The sequence below is a fragment of the Modestobacter caceresii genome, from assembly GCF_000761485.1.
In the GTDB taxonomy this organism is placed as follows: Bacteria; Actinomycetota; Actinomycetes; order Mycobacteriales; family Geodermatophilaceae; genus Modestobacter; species Modestobacter caceresii.
In genome coordinates, this window is the sequence record NZ_JPMX01000038.1 from 20,672 (window position 1) to 37,120 (window position 16,449).

Genomic DNA, 16,449 nt, shown 5'->3' on the forward strand with positions numbered 1-16,449 from the left:
CCCCTGCTCGGCAGCCTGCGCCCGCTCCCGCTCCCCCACGGCACCGGCGACCACGTCCATCTGCGCCGCGGTGATCTGCCCGTCGGCGAAGCCGGCGGCCAGGGCCGGGAAGTGCTCCAACGCCCGCCCGGAACGCAGGATCCGAGAGGCGTCGCTCGCCGACAGCCGGGTATGCCCGGTCAGCCACGACCGCATGCTCTTCAACCCGTCGTGCTCGGCGGCCTGCGTGGCGTCGGCGCGGCGCACCGTGCGGGTCAGCTCCGCGGCGATCCGGTTCTGCACAGCCACCAACTCGGCGACCCGCTCCAGCACACCGCCGTCCGTCAGCCCGTGCAGCTCCTCGGCCGCCAAGGCGTCGAGAGCCGACATCAACTCGCTCACGACACCTCCCGCAGCATTCGAACGTCTGTACGAATACTATCGCCGACGAGAGACCCGAGCAACACGAATTCCCAGGTCAGAAGCCTGCCCACAGATGCGAGACGCCCCTTGACAGACCGCCCAGCAGAGCCGGAAGAAGGGCGATGGGCGCCGCACCGTGTCCGATCCGTCGGAGCCGCAGTGGAGAATGCGCGCATGACCCACGTGCTGGACCCGAACGCGCTGGCCGACACCAGCGGCGGAGCGGGCACCCCGCCCGACCCGTTCGCCGACGTCACCCGCTCGAACGACGCCTTCCGCGCGTTCCTGCACGGCCTGCCCGGCGTCGACCAGGTCGGCGCCGAGGCGCGGGCGAAGGTGCTGGGCACGCGGTCGATCAAGACGACCGCCAAGGCGTGGGCGATCGACACGGCGATCTCGATGGTCGACCTGACCACGCTGGAGGGCGCGGACACCCCCGGGAAGGTCCGCAGCCTGGCCGCCAAGGCCCGCCGCCCCGACCCGACGGACCCGACCTGCCCGGCCGTCGCCGCTGTCTGCGTCTACGGCGACCTGGCCGGCGTGGCCAAGGAGGCCCTGGCCGGCACCGGCATCAACGTCGCCGCGGTCGCCACCGCCTTCCCCAGCGGCCGGGCCAGCCGGGAGGTCAAGCTCGCCGACGTCCGGGACGCCGTGGCGAACGGTGCCGACGAGATCGACATGGTCATCGACCGCGGCGCGTTCCTGACCGGCCGCTACCTCGACGTCTTCGAGGAGATCGTTGCGGTCAAGGAGGCCTGCGGGCCGGCGCACCTCAAGGTGATCTTGGAGACCGGCGAGCTGGTCACCCTGGACGCCGTCCGCCGCGCCTCCTGGCTGGCGATGCTGGCCGGCGGCGACTTCATCAAGACCTCCACCGGCAAGGTCTCCCCCGCCGCAACCCTGCCGGTCTGCCTGGTGATGCTGGAGGCCGTCCGCGACTTCCGGGCCGCCACCGGCCGCCAGATCGGGGTCAAGCCCGCCGGCGGGATCCGGACGACGAAGGACGCCGTCAAGCACCTGGTCCTGATCAACGAGACCGTCGGCGCGGACTGGCTGTCCCCCGACTGGTTCCGCTTCGGCGCCTCCAGCCTGCTCAACGACCTGCTCCTGCAGCGCCAGAAGCTCCGCACCGGCCACTACTCCGGCCCCGACCACGTGAGCGTCGACTGATGAGCATCTTCGAGTACGCCCCCGCGCCCGAGTCGCGGTCGATCGTCGACATCCGGCCCAGCTACGGGCTGTTCGTCGACGGCGAGTTCGCCGACGGCACCGGCACGCCCTTCAAGACCGTCAACCCGGCCACCGAGGAGGTGCTGAGCGAGGTCGCCACCGGCAGCGACGCCGACGTCGACCGCGCCGTGCGCGCCGCCCGCCGCGCCTTCACCCGGGTGTGGGGCCCGATGCGCCCGGCCGACCGCGGCAAGTACCTGTTCCGCATCGCCCGACTGCTGCAGGAGCGGGCCCGGGAGTTCGCCGTCCTGGAGACGCTGGACAACGGCAAGCCGATCCGGGAGAGCCGGGACGTCGACGTCCCGCTGGCCGCGGCGCACTTCTTCTACCACGCAGGCTGGGCCGACAAGCTCGAGCACGCGGGCCTCGGCCCGGCCCCGCGCCCGCTGGGCGTGGCCGGGCAGGTCATCCCCTGGAACTTCCCGCTGCTGATGCTGGCGTGGAAGGTCGCCCCGGCGCTGGCCACCGGCAACACCGTCGTCCTCAAGCCGGCCGAGACCACCCCGCTGACCGCGCTGCTCTTCGCCGAGATCTGCCAGCAGGCCGACCTGCCCCCGGGCGTGGTCAACATCGTGACCGGCGCCGGGGAGACCGGGCGCGCGGTGATCAGCCACCCGGACGTCGACAAGGTCGCCTTCACCGGCTCCACCGAGGTGGGCCGCGCCATCGCCCGCGCGGTCGCCGGCACCGAGAAGCGGCTGACCCTGGAGCTGGGCGGCAAGGCGGCGAACATCGTCTTCGACGACGCCCCGATCGACGAGGCCGTCGAGGGCATCGTCCGCGGCATCTTCTTCAACCAGGGCCACGTGTGCTGCGCCGGCTCCCGGCTGCTGGTGCAGGAGTCGGTGCACGACGACGTCGTCGCCTCGCTGCAGCGGCGGATCGGCACGCTGCGGGTCGGTGACCCGATGGACAAGAACACCGACCTGGGCGCGATCAACTCGGCCGAGCAACTGGCCCGCATCCGCGACCTGACCGCGTACGGGGAGACCGAGGGCGCGACCTGCTGGCAGCCCGAGGGTGACCTGCCCGACCGCGGCTTCTGGTTCAAGCCGACCGTCTTCACCGACGTCTCCCCCGCCCACCGGATCGCCCGCGACGAGGTGTTCGGCCCGGTCCTCTCGGTGATGACCTTCCGCACCCCCGACGAGGCGGTCGCGAAGGCGAACAACAGCACCTACGGGCTCTCCGCCGGCGTCTGGTCGGAGAAGGGCTCCCGGATCCTGAAGATCACCGACCAGCTGCGCGCCGGCGTCGTGTGGGCCAACACGTTCAACGAGCTCGACCCCACCTCGCCGTTCGGCGGCTACAAGCAGTCCGGCTACGGCCGCGAGGGCGGCCGGCAGGGGCTCTCCGCCTACCTGAGGAGCGACTTCTGATGAGCGACCGGCTCACCGTGCGCAAGACCTACAAGCTCTACCTGGGCGGGGCCTTCCCCCGGTCGGAGTCCGGCCGCACCTACGAGGTGCACGACACCAAGGGGCACTTCCTGGCCAACGCCGCCTGGGCCTCCCGCAAGGACGGCCGGGACGCCGTGGTCGCCGCCCGCGGCGCGTTCGGCACGTGGTCCGGGGCCACCGCCTACAACCGCGGCCAGGTGCTCTACCGGGTCGCCGAGGTGATGGAGGGCCGCGCCGCCCAGTTCACCGAGGAGGTCGCCGCCGGCGAGGGGCTCTCCCCCGCCAAGGCCCGCGCCGCGGTGGACGCCGCGATCGACCGCTGGGTCTGGTACGCCGGGTGGACCGACAAGCTCGCCGCCGTGCTGGGCAGCACCAACCCGGTCGCCGGGCCGTACTTCGGCTTCTCGGTGCCCGAGCCCACCGGCGTCGTCGCGGTGCTCGCCCCGCAGCGCAGCTCGCTGCTCGGCCTGGTCAGCGTGCTCGCCCCGGTGCTGGCCGCGGGCAACACCGCCGTGGTGGTCAGCTCCAAGGAGCGCCCGCTGCCCGCGATCACCCTCGGCGAGGTGCTGGCCACCTCCGACGTCCCCGGCGGCGTGGTCAACCTGCTCACCGGTGACGCCGCGGAGATCGGACCGTGGCTGGCCGAGCACGCCGACGTCGACGCGATCGACCTGGCCGGGGCCCCCGCGCCGCTGGCGATGGAGCTGGAGCGCTCCGCCGCGGGGACGATCAAGCGTGTGCTGCGGGCCCCGGCCGAGGAGCCGGACTGGTCGGCCGACCCGGGACTCTCCCGGCTGCGGCCCTTCCTCGAAACCAAATCAGTCTGGCATCCGATCGGCGTGTGAGGCCCCGTCCCGGGTCCCGCCCTGAGCGTGCGAAGGGTGGGGAGGACGGAGTCCTTCTCCTGGCACCCGATCGGCGTCTGACGAAGTCGAAGGACCCCGTCCTCCTCACCCCTCGCGAGCTCGGGGCGAGCCTGTGGACGGGGCCGGGGGGCTTGAGCACTCGGGGCGGGAGGGACCCGGGTACCGCAGTGCGCGAGCACAGGTGCACCGGGCAGGATGAGCGGGTGTCCAGGCCCAGCATCGTCCCCATCGCCCTGACCCTCGACGACCGCACGGGCTACACGCTCTGGGCGCCGCCGTGGGAAGAGGACGGCGAGGAGTGGCAGGCGTTCCTCGGCAGCACCGTCGACGTGCCGGCCGACATCAACGACGACGACCCCGAGGCCCCCGGCCCCACCGCGGTCGTCCACCTGTTCCCCTCGCCGGCCGCACTGGCCGCGTTCTGCCGGGTGAGCACCGACCACGACCTGGTCGACCACCCCGTCTGGCCCGTGGTGTCGACGCTGGGCGCCGCCGACCTCACCCCTGACGAGGACCACCGCTACGACCTGGACGGCGTCTACGACATCGTCGCGGAGAACCCCGACCGCTGGGCCGTCGAGGAGCTCGCCGCCGACGTGGACATCGTCGGCCGGCTCGCCGAGTGCTGCGACACCACCGGCGACGAGGACGACGAGGACCTCGACGACGACGAGACCAGCTTCGAGGCCGTCGCCGAGCTGGTCTCCCGCCCCGAGGTCGCGGCACTCGGCCTGGGCGTCGGGGCGTTCCTCGGCCGCTCCGGCGAGGAGAGCTGGGCACGGCTGGGCACCGCCGTCGACGAGCTGTGGGAGGACGTCCTCGAGGAGCTCGACGAGCACCTGGACTGGACCGGCGCCGGCACCGTGTCTGCGAACGACTACCCCTCCGCCGCCGAGGAGGCCGAGGCCCGCGCCGCCGACCCGGACGACGACGAGGACGACGACGAGGTCGACGTCGCCCCGGCGGACCGCCCCGCCGCCGGTTCCACCGCTGCCAGCCCGGCGCAGGCGTCCACTGCCGGGGTCCGGACCGTCCGCAGCGGCAGCGGGCTGACCGCGACCCCCGCGGCCGTCGCCGCCGCCCAGGAGTTCTGGGAGGCGGTCGGCATCCTCCCGGTGGAGCTGGTCGTCCCGGAGGGCGCCGGGGTCACCCTGCGCTGCTACGTCGACGACCGGGCGCGCTTCCTCGGCCGGGACGGTCAGGTTTTCGTCTTCCCCACCCCGGTCGAGCTGGCGCGGTACTGCGCCGGCGACGAGGCGCACGACCTCACCGAGATCGCCTCCTGGCCCGAGGTGGCCGACACCGACACGATGCCGCTGCCGGCCGACGAGGACCGTTACGACCTGTCCGCGCTGGCCGAGGTGCTGGCCGAGGTGGCCGGGGGCGCCGGCGGGCTGGTGACCCACCAGGCACTGGCCCAGCCGGCCGAGGGCGCGTTGGACCTGGCCGAGTACGCCGGGCTCCCGCGGGTGCAGCAGCAGTTCGGCCCGGGAGCCGCGCTCGGCCAGGCCGTGGCCCGCAGCGAGACCGAGCCGACCGCCCCGCTGTCGGGCGAGGACGCTGCGGTGCTGGCCGCGGCGTGGTCCGACGTCCTCGCCGACATCGGCACCGCTCTGGTCTTCCGCAGCGACGTCGAGCGCTAGGGAGACCCGCTCCTCAGTTGATCATCGGCGGGTGGCTGCGCCCACCGGCGCGTCGGGCGACCACATGCCGATGATCAACTGAGCGAGACCCCGGAGACGGCAACGGCCGGCCCCCGCGATGCGGGAGCCGGCCGTTGCCGTTCAGGCCCCGTCACCACGGACGGGGCCCCTGCTCAGTACGAGCGGGCCGGGCGCGCGGGCCGACCGCCTGCGCGGTGCCCCTCGCTCGAGCCACGGTAGCCACCGGTGCGACGCTCGCCGCCACCGGAACGATCCCGATCGCCGTAGGAGCGCTCGCCCGAGGGACGGTCTCCGTACGAGCGGTCGCGGTCGCCGGAGGGACGGCCAGCCGCACTGCGATCCCGATCGCCGTAGGAGCGCTCGCCCGTGGGGCGGTCTCCGTACGTGCGATCGCGGTCGCCGGAGGGACGGCGCGGGCCGGCGCGGTAGCCACCGGGGCGCTCGCCGGTGGGGCGACGCCCGCCGGAACCGCCGGCCGGACGGCGCGACTCGCGCACCGGACGGACGATCGGCTCGACGAACGTGCCACCGGCGACGAGGTCCGCGATCGGGGCGTCGCCCGGGCGGATCCGCGACACCTGCGGGTCGAGCTTGGCCTGGCGGAACCGGCGCTTGGCCTGCCCCACCTGGTCCGGCAGGAGCAGCGAGACCACGACGCCTGCGGCACCGGCGCGCGCGGTGCGGCCGGAACGGTGCAGGTAGGTCTTGTGATCTGCCGGCGGGTCGTAGTGCAGGACCAGCGACACGTCGTCAACGTGGATGCCACGCGCGGCGACGTCGGTGGCCACCAGCACCGGGCTGCGGGCGTCGGTGAACGCCTCCAGCGCGCGACGCCGTGCCGCCTGCGGGAGCCCACCGTGGATGGGCTCGGCCGCGATGCCGACCTGCTGCAGGTTGCCGGCCAGCCGGTCGGCGCCGTGCTGGGTGCGCACGAAGATGATGATCCGGCCCGGACGGGCGGCCATCGCCTCGGTGATCTTCAGCTTGTCCGGGAAGGACACGCTGTAGGCCAGGTGCTCGGCCTGCGGACCGGTGTCCTCGGCCTTGGCGACCTCGTGGCGGGCCGGGTCCTTGAGGTAGCGACGCACCAGGGTGTCGACCTCGCCGTCCAGCGTGGCCGAGAACAGCAGCCGCTGGCCGTCGTTCCGGGTCTGGTCGAGCAGCTCCTTGACCACCGGCAGGAAGCCGAGGTCGGACATGAAGTCGGCCTCGTCGATGACCGAGACGACGACCTCGGAGAGGGTCGCCTCGCCCTGGTTGATCAGGTCCTGCAGCCGCCCGGGGGTGGCGATGAGCACGTCGACGCCGCGACGCAGCTGCTGGATCTGGCGGTACATCGAGGCACCGCCGTAGACGGCGGCCAGCTGGACGCCGTTGGACTGCCCCAGCGGGGCCAGGTTGTCGTGCACCTGCTGGGCCAGCTCACGGGTCGGCACCAGGATCAGGCCACGCGGCGCGCGGCGACCCTGCTGGGCGTCGGCACCGAGCCGGGCCAGCAGCGGGAGGCCGAAGGCCAGCGTCTTGCCCGAGCCGGTGGCGGCCTTGCCGAGCACGTCGCGCCCGGCGAGGGCGTCCGGCAGGGCGGAGGTCTGGATGGCGAAGGGGTGACGGATGCCCTTGCGCTCGAGCGCGGTGACCAGCGACTGGGGCAGGCCCAGCTGGGCGAAGGTCGGGCCGGTGGGCTCGGGCGCCGCCTCGGCCACGAGGGCCTCGGTGACGGGCGCGTCGAGGACGGCGGCCGTGGCCGGCGCGTCCTGCAGAGCGGGGGTGTTCTGGGTGTCGACAGAGTCGAACGAGGACAAGCGGGGACTCCGATACAGATCGGCGCGCGTCCCGTGGTGATGGTGTCCGCCGGATGCCCGGTGGCCACGCTGATGATCGGGGGCGTCTGCTGTGACGCGTGATCTGCACGGATGCGCTGTGCCCGGGCAGGACCGCCCGGGAGGATGACCGGCGTTCACCGGCACGATCAGGTTAGCAGCGACGGCCCTCGGATGATTCCCGCGCCCGGGGTGACCCTGCTCGCTCCGCTTCAGGGACGCAGCGCCTCGAAGCCCGGGCGGAGCACGTCGGTGAACACCCGGGCACGCACCGCGTCGTCGGCGAAACCGCCGCGCAGCGCCCGCTCGGCGACCGCCTGCACGTCGTCCCAGCCCCACCCGAAGGTGTCCACGACGGCGGCCAGCTCGCTGGTCGCCGACACCCCGCTCATCAGCCGGTTGTCGGTGTTGAGGGTCACGGCGAAGCCGGCCCGGTGCAGCCGGTCGACCGGGTGGTCCGCCAGCGTCGGGTAGGCGCCGGTCTGCACGTTGGACGACGGCGCGACCTCCAGCGGCACCTGCTCGTCGCGCACCCGCTCGGCCAGCTCGCCCAGGGGCCCGTCGACCGGCACCTCGTCGGCGATCCGCACCCCGTGGCCGAGCCGCTCGGCACCCGCGCCGTCCAGCGCGGCCCGGATGGACTCGATGCCGGCGGCCTCCCCGGCGTGGATCGTGCGGTGGGCGCCGGCGCGGTCCAGCAGCTCGATCGCCGCGGGGATGCGGTCCGGCGGGAAGCCGTCCTCCGGCCCGGCCAGGTCGAAGCCGACCACCCCGGCGTCCCGGTGCCGCACCACCTGCTCGGCGACCTCCACCCAGCGGTCGGCCTGGCGCATCGCGCACAGCAGCGTGCCGACGACGATCGGGCGCCCGGCGGCCGCGGCCTCCCGGCTGCCCTGGGCGTAGCCGTCGAGCATCGCCTCGACCGCGGCGTCCAGCGACATGCCGCCCGCGGTCAGCAGCTCGGGCGCCATCCGCACCTCGGCGTAGACGACCCCGTCGGCGGCCAGGTCCAGCGCGCACTCGCGGGCCACCCGCTGCACCGCCTCGGGGCGCTGCATCACCGCGACGGTGTGCGCGAAGGTCAGCAGGTAGCGCTCCAGCGACCCGGAGTCGGCGGCCTCGCGGAACCACCGGCCCAGCGCCTCGGGCTCGTCGGCGGGCAGCTCGCGGTAGCCCACCTCGTCGGCCAGCTCGAGCACCGTCTGCGGCCGCAGCCCGCCGTCCAGGTGGTCGTGCAGCAGCACCTTCGGCGCGCGGGTGAGGGTCTCGACGTCCAGGGGCGCGGCGGGCATCCCCGCACGTTACCCAGGCGTTCCCGGGACCCTGCGCTGCGTCACCGGTCGACGCGGTCCTGCCAGCGGAAGGTGCGTACGCAGAGCACCAGGCCGACGACGCACCAGATGGCCAGCACCAGGGCGACCCGGCCCAGCTCCCAGCTGCCGGCCGGCTCCTGGGCGGCCAGCGCATCCGGGAGGAACACCGACCGCAGCCCCTGCGCCATCCACTTCAGCGGGAAGACCGCAGCCACCGTCTGCAGCCAGGTGGGCACCTCGCTGAACTGGAAGAACACCCCGGAGATGAACTGCAGGACCAGCGCCACCGGGGTGACCGTGGCCGAGGCGGAGCGCCCGTTGCGAGCGAGGCTGGAGACGGCGATGCCCAGCAGCGTGCAGGCCGCCGAGCCCAGCGCGGCGACCCAGGCGAAGGTCAGCCAGTCGGCTCCGGACGGCAGGTCGACGTCGTAGAACACCACCCCGATGACCAGCAGGATCGCCACGATCGCCACGGTGACGACCAGGACCTGGACGACCTTCCCGACGAAGTAGGCGCTCTTGGGCATCGGGGTGCCGGCCAGGCCCTTGAGGGTGCCGTCGCTGCGCTCGGTGGCGATGCCGATGGCCATGTTCTGCAGGCTGGCGCCGAGGATCCCGGCGGCGATCACCCCGGCCATGAAGTACTGGGTGAAGCTCACCCCGGAGCCGAGCTCGTAGTCCAGGACCGCGCCGAACACCAGCAGCAGGATCACCGGGAACATCAGCGTGAAGACGACTGACTCCCGCTGCCGGAAGAACTCCTTGAGCTCGACCCCCGCCCGGGTGCGGCAGACGCTGCCGATCGACGGCAGCGAGCGGTCCTCGGTCGTGGTCATGCTGGCTCACCGATCATCTTCAGGTAGACGTCCTCCAGAGTCGGGCGCGCGACCGCCAGGTCGGGCACCTCGCCCGGGAAGCGGGTGGCCAGCTCTGCGACGAGGGCCGTCGGGCTGGCGGTCTCCGCGGTGCGCCGGGCGCCGTCCTCGGTCCAGGTGACGACGGCGGGCGCCGTCCCCCGCCCGCCCAGCGCGGACGGGACGGCCACCTCGACCAACCGGCCCCGCGTGATGACGCCGACCCGGTCGGCCAGCTCCTCGGCCTCGTCCAGGTAGTGCGTGGTCAGCAGCATCGTGGTGCCCAGGTCGCGCAGCGAGCGGATCAGCGACCAGAACTGCCGGCGGGCCTCCGGGTCGAAACCGGTGGTGGGCTCGTCGAGGAAGAGCAGCCGCGGCCGGCCGACGATGCCCAGCGCGACGTCCAGCCGGCGGCGCTGCCCGCCGGAGAGCGTCCGCCCGCGGGCACCGGCCTTCTCGGTGAGCCCGACCAGCTCCAGCACCTCGGCCGGGTCCCGCGGGTCGGGGTAGTAGGCGGCCTGCGCGCGCAGCAGCTCCAGGCAGCTCAGCTGGCTGTCCCCCGCGCCGGACTGCAGCACGATGCCGAGCTCGGCCTTCCAGCCTCGCCCACCGGCCGCCGGGTCCACGCCGAGCACCCGGACGTCGCCGCCGTCGCGCGCGCGGTAGCCCTCCAGCACCTCGACGGTGGTCGTCTTCCCCGCACCGTTGGGTCCGAGCAGGGCGAAGATCTCCCCGCGCCGGATGTCCAGGTCCACGCCGTCGACGGCGTTGCGGTCGCCGTAGCGCTTCACCAGCCCGCGGATGCTGATCGCCGCATCAGGATCGAGCGGGGTGGACGGCTGGACCGCTCCGGGCGCGGGTGCGGCGGGCGTTCGGGTCACGAGCGGTCAGTGTCCTCTCCCCGGCTGTGCTGCCGCGCCACCCCTCCCCCGACGATCATGGAGCCGGCGTGACGACCCGCCGGTGCACGACGGTGTGTCGCGACGCCAGCTCCATGATCACGACCGTCAGGCGGTGATGCGGTCGAGGACCAGCGGGAGCGGCTGCTGGTCCGTGTCGACGCCGATCGCGCCTTCCAGGGCCTCCAGGGCGCGGGGGATGCGGGCGGCGTCGTCGGTCTGCAGCTCCAGGAGCGGCTGCCCGGCGGTCACCTGCTCCCCCACCCCGGCGGTCCAGACGACGCCGGCCGCGGCCGACACCGGGTCCTCCTTGCGGGCCCGGCCGGCACCGAGCCGCCAGGCAGCCACCCCGAGGGCGTAGGCGTCCAGCCGGGTCAGCGTGCCGGTGGCCGGCGCGGTGACCACGTGCCGCTCGGCCGGCTGCGGCAGCGCGGCGTCCGGGTCACCGCCCTGGGCGGTGATCATCCGGCGCCACACGTCCATCGCCCGGCCGTCGGCGAGGGCGTCGGCGGGGTCGACGTCGTCCCGGCCCACGCCGGCGAGCATCTCCCGCGCCAGGGCGAGGGTCAGCTCGACCACGTCGGCCGGCCCACCCCCGGCCAGCACCTCCACCGACTCGGCGACCTCGACCGCGTTGCCGGCGGCCCGGCCCAGCGGCCGGTCCATCGCGGTCACCAGGGCCACCGTGCGCACCCCGGCCGCCTCGCCCAGCCCGACCATCGTGCGGGCCAGGGTGCGGGCGTCGGCCGGGTCGCGCATGAACGCACCGGACCCGGTCTTCACGTCCAGCACCAGCGCGTCGGCGCCCTCGGCGATCTTCTTGCTCATGATCGAGCTGGCGATCAGCGGGATCGACTCGACGGTGCCGGTGACGTCCCGGAGGGCGTAGAGCACCTTGTCCGCCGGCGCCAGGTCCGAGCCCGCGGCGCAGATGACCGCGCCGACGTCCCGGAGCTGGGCCAGGTACGCCTCCTCGTGGACGTCGGCACGCCACCCGGGGATCGACTCGAGCTTGTCCAGGGTGCCGCCGGTGTGCCCGAGCCCGCGGCCGGACAGCTGCGGCACGGCGACCCCGCAGGCGGCGACCAGCGGGGCCAGCGGCAGGGTGATCTTGTCGCCCACGCCGCCGGTGGAGTGCTTGTCGGCGGTCGGGCGGCCCAGCGAGGAGAGGTCCTTGCGGACGCCGGAGTCGATCATCGCCTGGGTCCAGGCCGCGAGCTCGTCGCCGGACATCCCGCGGAAGAAAACCGCCATGAGCAGTGCGCTCATCTGCTCGTCGGGCACGACCCGGTCGGTGTAGGCACCGACAACCCAGCGGATCTGCTCCGGGGTCAGCGGCCGGCCGTCGCGCTTGGCCCGGATGACGTCGATGGCGTCGAACGGCTGCGTCATCGGGACGCCGCCTTGACCAGGTCGTCGGGGCCGAACGCGTCGGGCAGGACCTCGCGCATCGGCACGATCCCCAGCGACACCGTCTCGATCATCATCTCGGCTCCCCCGTGCTCCCAGAGCAGTTGCCGGCAACGGCCGCACGGCATCAGTGGCTGCCCGTCCCCGCCCACGCAGGCCACCGCGACCAGCCGGCCACCGCCGGAGCGGGCCAGGTCGCTGACCATCCCGCACTCGGCGCAGAGCCCGAGCCCGTAGGAGGCGTTCTCCACGTTGCACCCGGTGACCACCCGGCCGTCGTCGACCAGGCCGGCCACCCCCACCGGGAACCGTGAGTAGGGGGCGTAGGCGTGGCTCATCGCCTCCCGGGCGGCGCTCCGCAGGGCGTCCCAGTCGATCTCGGGCACTAGTGCTCTCCTCGTCGGTAGACCAGCCCGTCGGCCTTCGGCGGCCGCAGCCGTTGCGAGGCCAGCGACAGGACCAGCAGCGTGGTCAGGTGCGGGGTGAAGGAGACGATCCCGTCGGGCAGCTCGTCGGTGGTCCAGAAGGCGGCCAGCGCCGCGGCCGCGAAGGCGGCGGCGATGACGGCCTGGGTCCGCTTGCCACGGACGACCTGCCAGACGGCCACCGCAGCGAGCAGGAACGCCACCAGCAGGAGCAGTGCCACCACCGCGGTCTGGCTGCGCAGCTGGAGCGCATCGGCGAAGCCGAACAGGCCGGCACCGGCGGCCAGGCCACCCGGGCGCCAGTTGCCGAAGATCAGGGCGGCCAGACCGATGAACCCGCGCCCGTTGGTCTGCCCCTCCCGGTAGATGTTGGCGATGAAGACCAGGAAGACACCGCCCAGGCCGGCGAGCATGCCGGAGATGATCACCGCGATGTACTTGAGCCGGTAGACCGGGACGCCGAGGGAGTCCGCGGCCGCCGGGTTCTCCCCGCAGGACCGCAGCCGCAGGCCGAACGCCGTCCGCCAGAGCACCAGGTAGGCCGCCGGGACCATCAGGACGGCCAGCACGGTCAGCACGCCGACACCGCTGCTCACGCCGCGGAGCAGCCCGGCCAGGTCGCTGATCAGGAACCAGCCCTGGGACTCCAGGTCACCGAGCAGGTCGGGGCCGGAGGAGAGCACCGGCAGCGAGAAGCTCGGTGGGCGGCTGGACAGCGTCGGTGACTGGGTGACCCCACCACCCGCGGCGTTGTCGGTGTAGAGCAGCTCGGAGAGGAAGCGGACGACGCCGGCGGCCAGGATGTTGATGGCCACACCGGAGACGACGTGGTCGACGCCGAAGGTGACGGTGGCGATGGCGTGCAGCAGGCCGCCGAGCGCCCCGAAGAGCGCGCCACCAGCCAGGGCACCGACCCAGCCCCACTGGTAGCCGGCCCAGCCGGCTCCCCAGGTGCCCAGGATCATCATGCCCTCGAGCCCGATGTTCACCACGCCCGCGCGCTCGGCGAACAGGCCGCCGAGAGCGACCAGCAGGAGCGGCACGGCGAGCAGCAGTGCGGCGCCGAAGGTCGACGACGACGTCAGCGCCTGCTGCCCGGAGATCACCCGGACGGCGGAGAACAGCACCAGCAGCCCGACCAGCAGCCAGGTCACCCTCCTCGCCCGGCCACCGCCGAGGAAGAGCTCGGCCAACGGGCCACGGCCGGTGCCGGCACCGGGTACGGCGGTCGCGGTGCTCATGCTCCTGCTCCCTGACGGCTGTCGGTGCGGCCGGCGTCACCGGCCGCGTTGCGGACCCCGACGCCGGTCCCCGTGCCGGTCGTGGGGCCGACGTCCGGTGGCGGCCCGTCGCCGGGCCCCTGCCCGTCACCGGTGCTGCCGTCCCCGGTGGTGGGCGGTGCGACGGCGCTGCCGCGCTCGGCCTGCTGCCGGGTCACCCGACGGGCGATCTCGTTGGCGATGACGACGGCGAGCACGATCGTGCCCTGGATGATCGTGACGACGGAGGCCGGGATGTCGGCGAACTGCAGCGGGATCGCGGCCCGGTCCAGGAACGCGAACAGCAGCGCGCCGAACGCGATCCCCAGCGGGGAGTTCCGGCCCAGCAGCGCCACGGCGATGCCCAGGAAGCCCAGGCCGGCGGTGAACTCGGTGTTGTAGCTGCGCGCGTCGCCGAGCAGGTCGGGCATGCCGATCAGGCCGGCGATGGCGCCGGAGATCAGCATCGTCTTGAGCACCATCCCGCGGGCGTCCACGCCGCTGGCGGTCGCCGCGGACGCCGACATCCCGGTGGCCCGCAGGTCGAAGCCGAACCGGGTGCGCTTGATCAGCACGGCCACGACGATGCCGACCACCACGGCCACGACCAGGAACCCGTAGAGATCCGAGCGCGGCTCGGCCAGGCCCAGCCCGGTGAGCACGCCGTTGAGCCCGGGGAACCAGCCGGACTCGGGGATCGGGCTGGTGGTGATGATCGAGGCGCCCTCGGGCGACCCCCGCAGCGGCCCGGTGAGCAGGTAAGACGCCAACCCCAGGGCGATGAAGTTGAGCATGATCGAGCTGATCACCTCGCTCACGCCCCGGGTCACCTTCAGCACGGCGACGATGCCGGCCCAGAACGCCCCGACCGCCATCGCGACGACGACGATGAACAGCAGGTGCAGCGGGCCGGGCAGGACCACCGCCGCACCGGCGCCGGCGGCCAGCACCGTCGCGATCCGGTACTGGCCCTCGACGCCGATGTTGAACAGCCCCATCCGGAAGGCCACCGAGACCGCCAGCCCGGCCAGGAAGAGCGGCACCGCCCGGTTGAGCACGACCACGATCGCCTGGGTCTGCTGGGCGGGCGAGTCGCCGAAGTCGAACATCACCCGGACCGCGGTGGCCGGGTTCTGGCCGATGAGTGCGATGACGGCCGCGGACAGGGCGAGCGCCACGACCAGGGCGATGGCGGGGGCCATCAGCGACAGGCCCAGCCGGCGGAGGGCGGTCACGCGGCACCGGCCGAGTCGTCGCCGCGCGCAGCGCCGGTCATGTGCCCACCGAGCTCCTCCGGGGTGACCTCCCTGGGGTCCAGCGTCGCGACCAGCGCCCCGCGGAGCATCACGTGCAGCGTGTCGGACAAGCCGATCAGCTCGTCCAGGTCGGCCGAGACCAGCAGGATCCCCATCCCCTCCGCTCTCGCGTCCTTGAGCAGTTCCCAGATCCCCGACTGGGCGCCGACGTCGACACCGCGGGTCGGGTGGGCGGCGACCAGCAGCCGCGGCTGTGCGCTCATCTCCCGCCCGACGATCAGCTTCTGCTGGTTCCCCCCGGACAGCGCGATCGCCGCGGTGTCCGGCCCGGGCGCCCTGACGTCGTACTCCTGCATGATCCGGGCGGTGTCCGCCCGGGCGGCCCGCCGGTCGATGAACGCGCCCTTGACCGCCGGTGGCCGGGTCTGGTGCCCGAGGATCCGGTTCTCCCACAGCGGCGCGTCCAGCAGCATCCCCTGCCGGTGCCGGTCCTCGGGGACGAAGCCGATGCCGCCCTCGCGACGCCGGCGGGTGCTCCAGTGCGCGACGTCCTCGTCGCCGAGGCGGAGCTCACCGGCGGCCAGCGGCCGCAGGCCCATGATCGCGTCGACGAGCTCCGCCTGGCCGTTGCCCTCGACCCCGGCGATGCCGACGACCTCCCCCTCACGGACGGTGAGGGAGACGTCGTCGACGACCGCCCGGCCACCGGCCACCGCGGTGACGGTGACCCCGCGCATCCGGAGGACGGGGACGTCCCGCACCGTGGACTCGCGCTTCGCCACGACGGGCAGCTCGGCACCGACCATCATCTCCGCCAGCTCCTTGGCCGACGTCGTCCGCGGGTCGGCGGTGCCGACGGTCGTGCCCCGGCGGATGACGGTGATCGAGTCGGCGACCTTGCGCACCTCGTCCAGCTTGTGCGAGATGAAGATGACGGTGAGGCCCTCGCGCTTGAGCTCGGCGAGGTTGCCGAACAGCTCGTCGACCTCCTGCGGGACCAGGACGGCGGTCGGCTCGTCGAGGATCAGGGTGGTGGCGCCCCGGTAGAGCACCTTCGCGATCTCCACACGCTGCCGGTCGCCGACGCCGAGGTCCTCGACCAGGGTGTCGGGGTCCAGGCCCAGCGCGTAGCTGTCGGAGATCTCCTGGATCCGGCGGCGGGCCGCGCTGCGGTCCAGCCGGCCGCCCTTGGTCGGCTCGCTGCCGAGCACGACGTTCTCCAGCACGGTGAAGTTGTCGGCCAGCATGAAGTGCTGGTGGACCATCCCGATGCCCGCGGCGATCGCGTCCGCCGGGCTCCGGAAGGTCACCGGCTCCCCGTCGAGAAGGATCTGCCCCTCGTCGGGGCGGTGCATGCCGTACAGCGTCTTCATCAGCGTCGACTTGCCCGCGCCGTTCTCGCCCACGATGGCGTGCACCTCACCGCGCTGGACGCGCAGTTCGATGTCCTTGTTGGCCACGACGCCGGGGAAGCGCTTGGTGATGCCGCGCAGCTCGACCGCCAGTGGTGCCGACTCGTTCAACGGGGTCTCCAGGTGGGCGCAGGACCGGGGCTGGTGACCGGAGGTCTTCCGGTCGTGAGCGCGTCGGACGACGTCCGGTCCGACGCGGAGACGGTACACACGGAAAACGGCGGGGCCCGGGGGGGGGG

Annotated in this window: 14 protein-coding genes; 4 read left to right on the forward strand and 10 right to left on the reverse strand. The window is 73.5% G+C overall.

Features of this window, described 5'->3' with window-relative positions; translation table 11 throughout:
• Positions 1-381, reverse strand: a 381-nt coding sequence (locus tag IN07_RS26290) for a DUF222 domain-containing protein (protein WP_231558077.1), incomplete at its 3' end; no start/stop codon positions are given.
• A 195-nt stretch (positions 382-576) separates the two neighbouring features.
• Between IN07_RS26290 and deoC the strand changes: the two genes are divergently transcribed.
• The 4 genes from deoC to IN07_RS09655 all read left to right on the forward strand — a co-directional run bounded on the left by deoC (position 577) and on the right by IN07_RS09655 (position 5,541).
• The gene (gene deoC / locus IN07_RS09640) at positions 577-1,572 is read left to right on the forward strand and encodes a deoxyribose-phosphate aldolase (RefSeq protein WP_036335455.1); all 996 of its coding nucleotides are present in this window, start codon (positions 577-579) and stop codon (positions 1,570-1,572) included.
• Entirely contained in the window at positions 1,572-3,011 is a 1,440-nt protein-coding gene (locus IN07_RS09645; RefSeq protein WP_036335456.1) for an aldehyde dehydrogenase family protein, read from the forward strand. Before deoC ends, IN07_RS09645 begins: the two co-directional genes overlap by 1 nt.
• On the forward strand, positions 3,011-3,877 hold the full coding sequence (locus IN07_RS09650; RefSeq protein ID WP_036335457.1) for an aldehyde dehydrogenase family protein: 867 nt from the start codon (positions 3,011-3,013) through the stop codon (positions 3,875-3,877). Before IN07_RS09645 ends, IN07_RS09650 begins: the two co-directional genes overlap by 1 nt.
• 224 nt (positions 3,878-4,101) lie before the next feature.
• Positions 4,102-5,541, forward strand: a complete 1,440-nt coding sequence (locus tag IN07_RS09655; protein ID WP_036335458.1) for a hypothetical protein — start codon at positions 4,102-4,104, stop codon at positions 5,539-5,541.
• A gap of 173 nt (positions 5,542-5,714) precedes the next feature.
• On the opposite strand, the gene IN07_RS09660 is transcribed toward IN07_RS09655, so the two are convergent.
• The 9 genes from IN07_RS09660 to IN07_RS09700 all read right to left on the reverse strand — a co-directional run bounded on the left by IN07_RS09660 (position 5,715) and on the right by IN07_RS09700 (position 16,321).
• Complete coding sequence (locus IN07_RS09660; protein WP_036335459.1) at positions 5,715-7,364, reverse strand: DEAD/DEAH box helicase; 1,650 nt, start codon at positions 7,362-7,364, stop codon at positions 5,715-5,717.
• Between the two features lie 230 nt (positions 7,365-7,594).
• On the reverse strand, positions 7,595-8,674 hold the full coding sequence (locus IN07_RS09665; protein WP_036335460.1) for an adenosine deaminase: 1,080 nt from the start codon (positions 8,672-8,674) through the stop codon (positions 7,595-7,597).
• Between the two features lie 41 nt (positions 8,675-8,715).
• A complete protein-coding gene (locus IN07_RS09670; protein ID WP_036335461.1) occupies positions 8,716-9,531 on the reverse strand; it encodes an ABC transporter permease in 816 nt (271 codons plus the stop codon).
• The gene (locus IN07_RS09675) at positions 9,528-10,430 is read right to left on the reverse strand and encodes an ABC transporter ATP-binding protein (RefSeq protein WP_052091078.1); all 903 of its coding nucleotides are present in this window, start codon (positions 10,428-10,430) and stop codon (positions 9,528-9,530) included. Before IN07_RS09675 ends, IN07_RS09670 begins: the two co-directional genes overlap by 4 nt.
• Before the next feature lie 126 nt (positions 10,431-10,556).
• A complete protein-coding gene (locus IN07_RS09680) occupies positions 10,557-11,840 on the reverse strand; it encodes a thymidine phosphorylase (protein WP_036335462.1) in 1,284 nt (427 codons plus the stop codon).
• A complete protein-coding gene (locus tag IN07_RS09685) occupies positions 11,837-12,244 on the reverse strand; it encodes a cytidine deaminase (RefSeq protein WP_036335463.1) in 408 nt (135 codons plus the stop codon). Before IN07_RS09685 ends, IN07_RS09680 begins: the two co-directional genes overlap by 4 nt.
• Positions 12,244-13,524 (reverse strand): ABC transporter permease, encoded by a 1,281-nt coding sequence (locus IN07_RS09690; protein WP_036335464.1) that lies wholly within the window; start codon positions 13,522-13,524, stop codon positions 12,244-12,246. The genes IN07_RS09685 and IN07_RS09690 overlap by 1 nt, the downstream gene beginning before the upstream one ends.
• On the reverse strand, positions 13,521-14,777 hold the full coding sequence (locus tag IN07_RS09695) for an ABC transporter permease (RefSeq protein ID WP_197058419.1): 1,257 nt from the start codon (positions 14,775-14,777) through the stop codon (positions 13,521-13,523). Before IN07_RS09695 ends, IN07_RS09690 begins: the two co-directional genes overlap by 4 nt.
• Positions 14,774-16,321: an ABC transporter ATP-binding protein gene (locus tag IN07_RS09700; RefSeq protein WP_052091087.1), complete on the reverse strand. Its 1,548-nt coding sequence runs from the start codon at positions 16,319-16,321 to the stop codon at positions 14,774-14,776. The genes IN07_RS09695 and IN07_RS09700 overlap by 4 nt, the downstream gene beginning before the upstream one ends.
• Positions 16,322-16,449 lie beyond the last annotated feature (128 nt).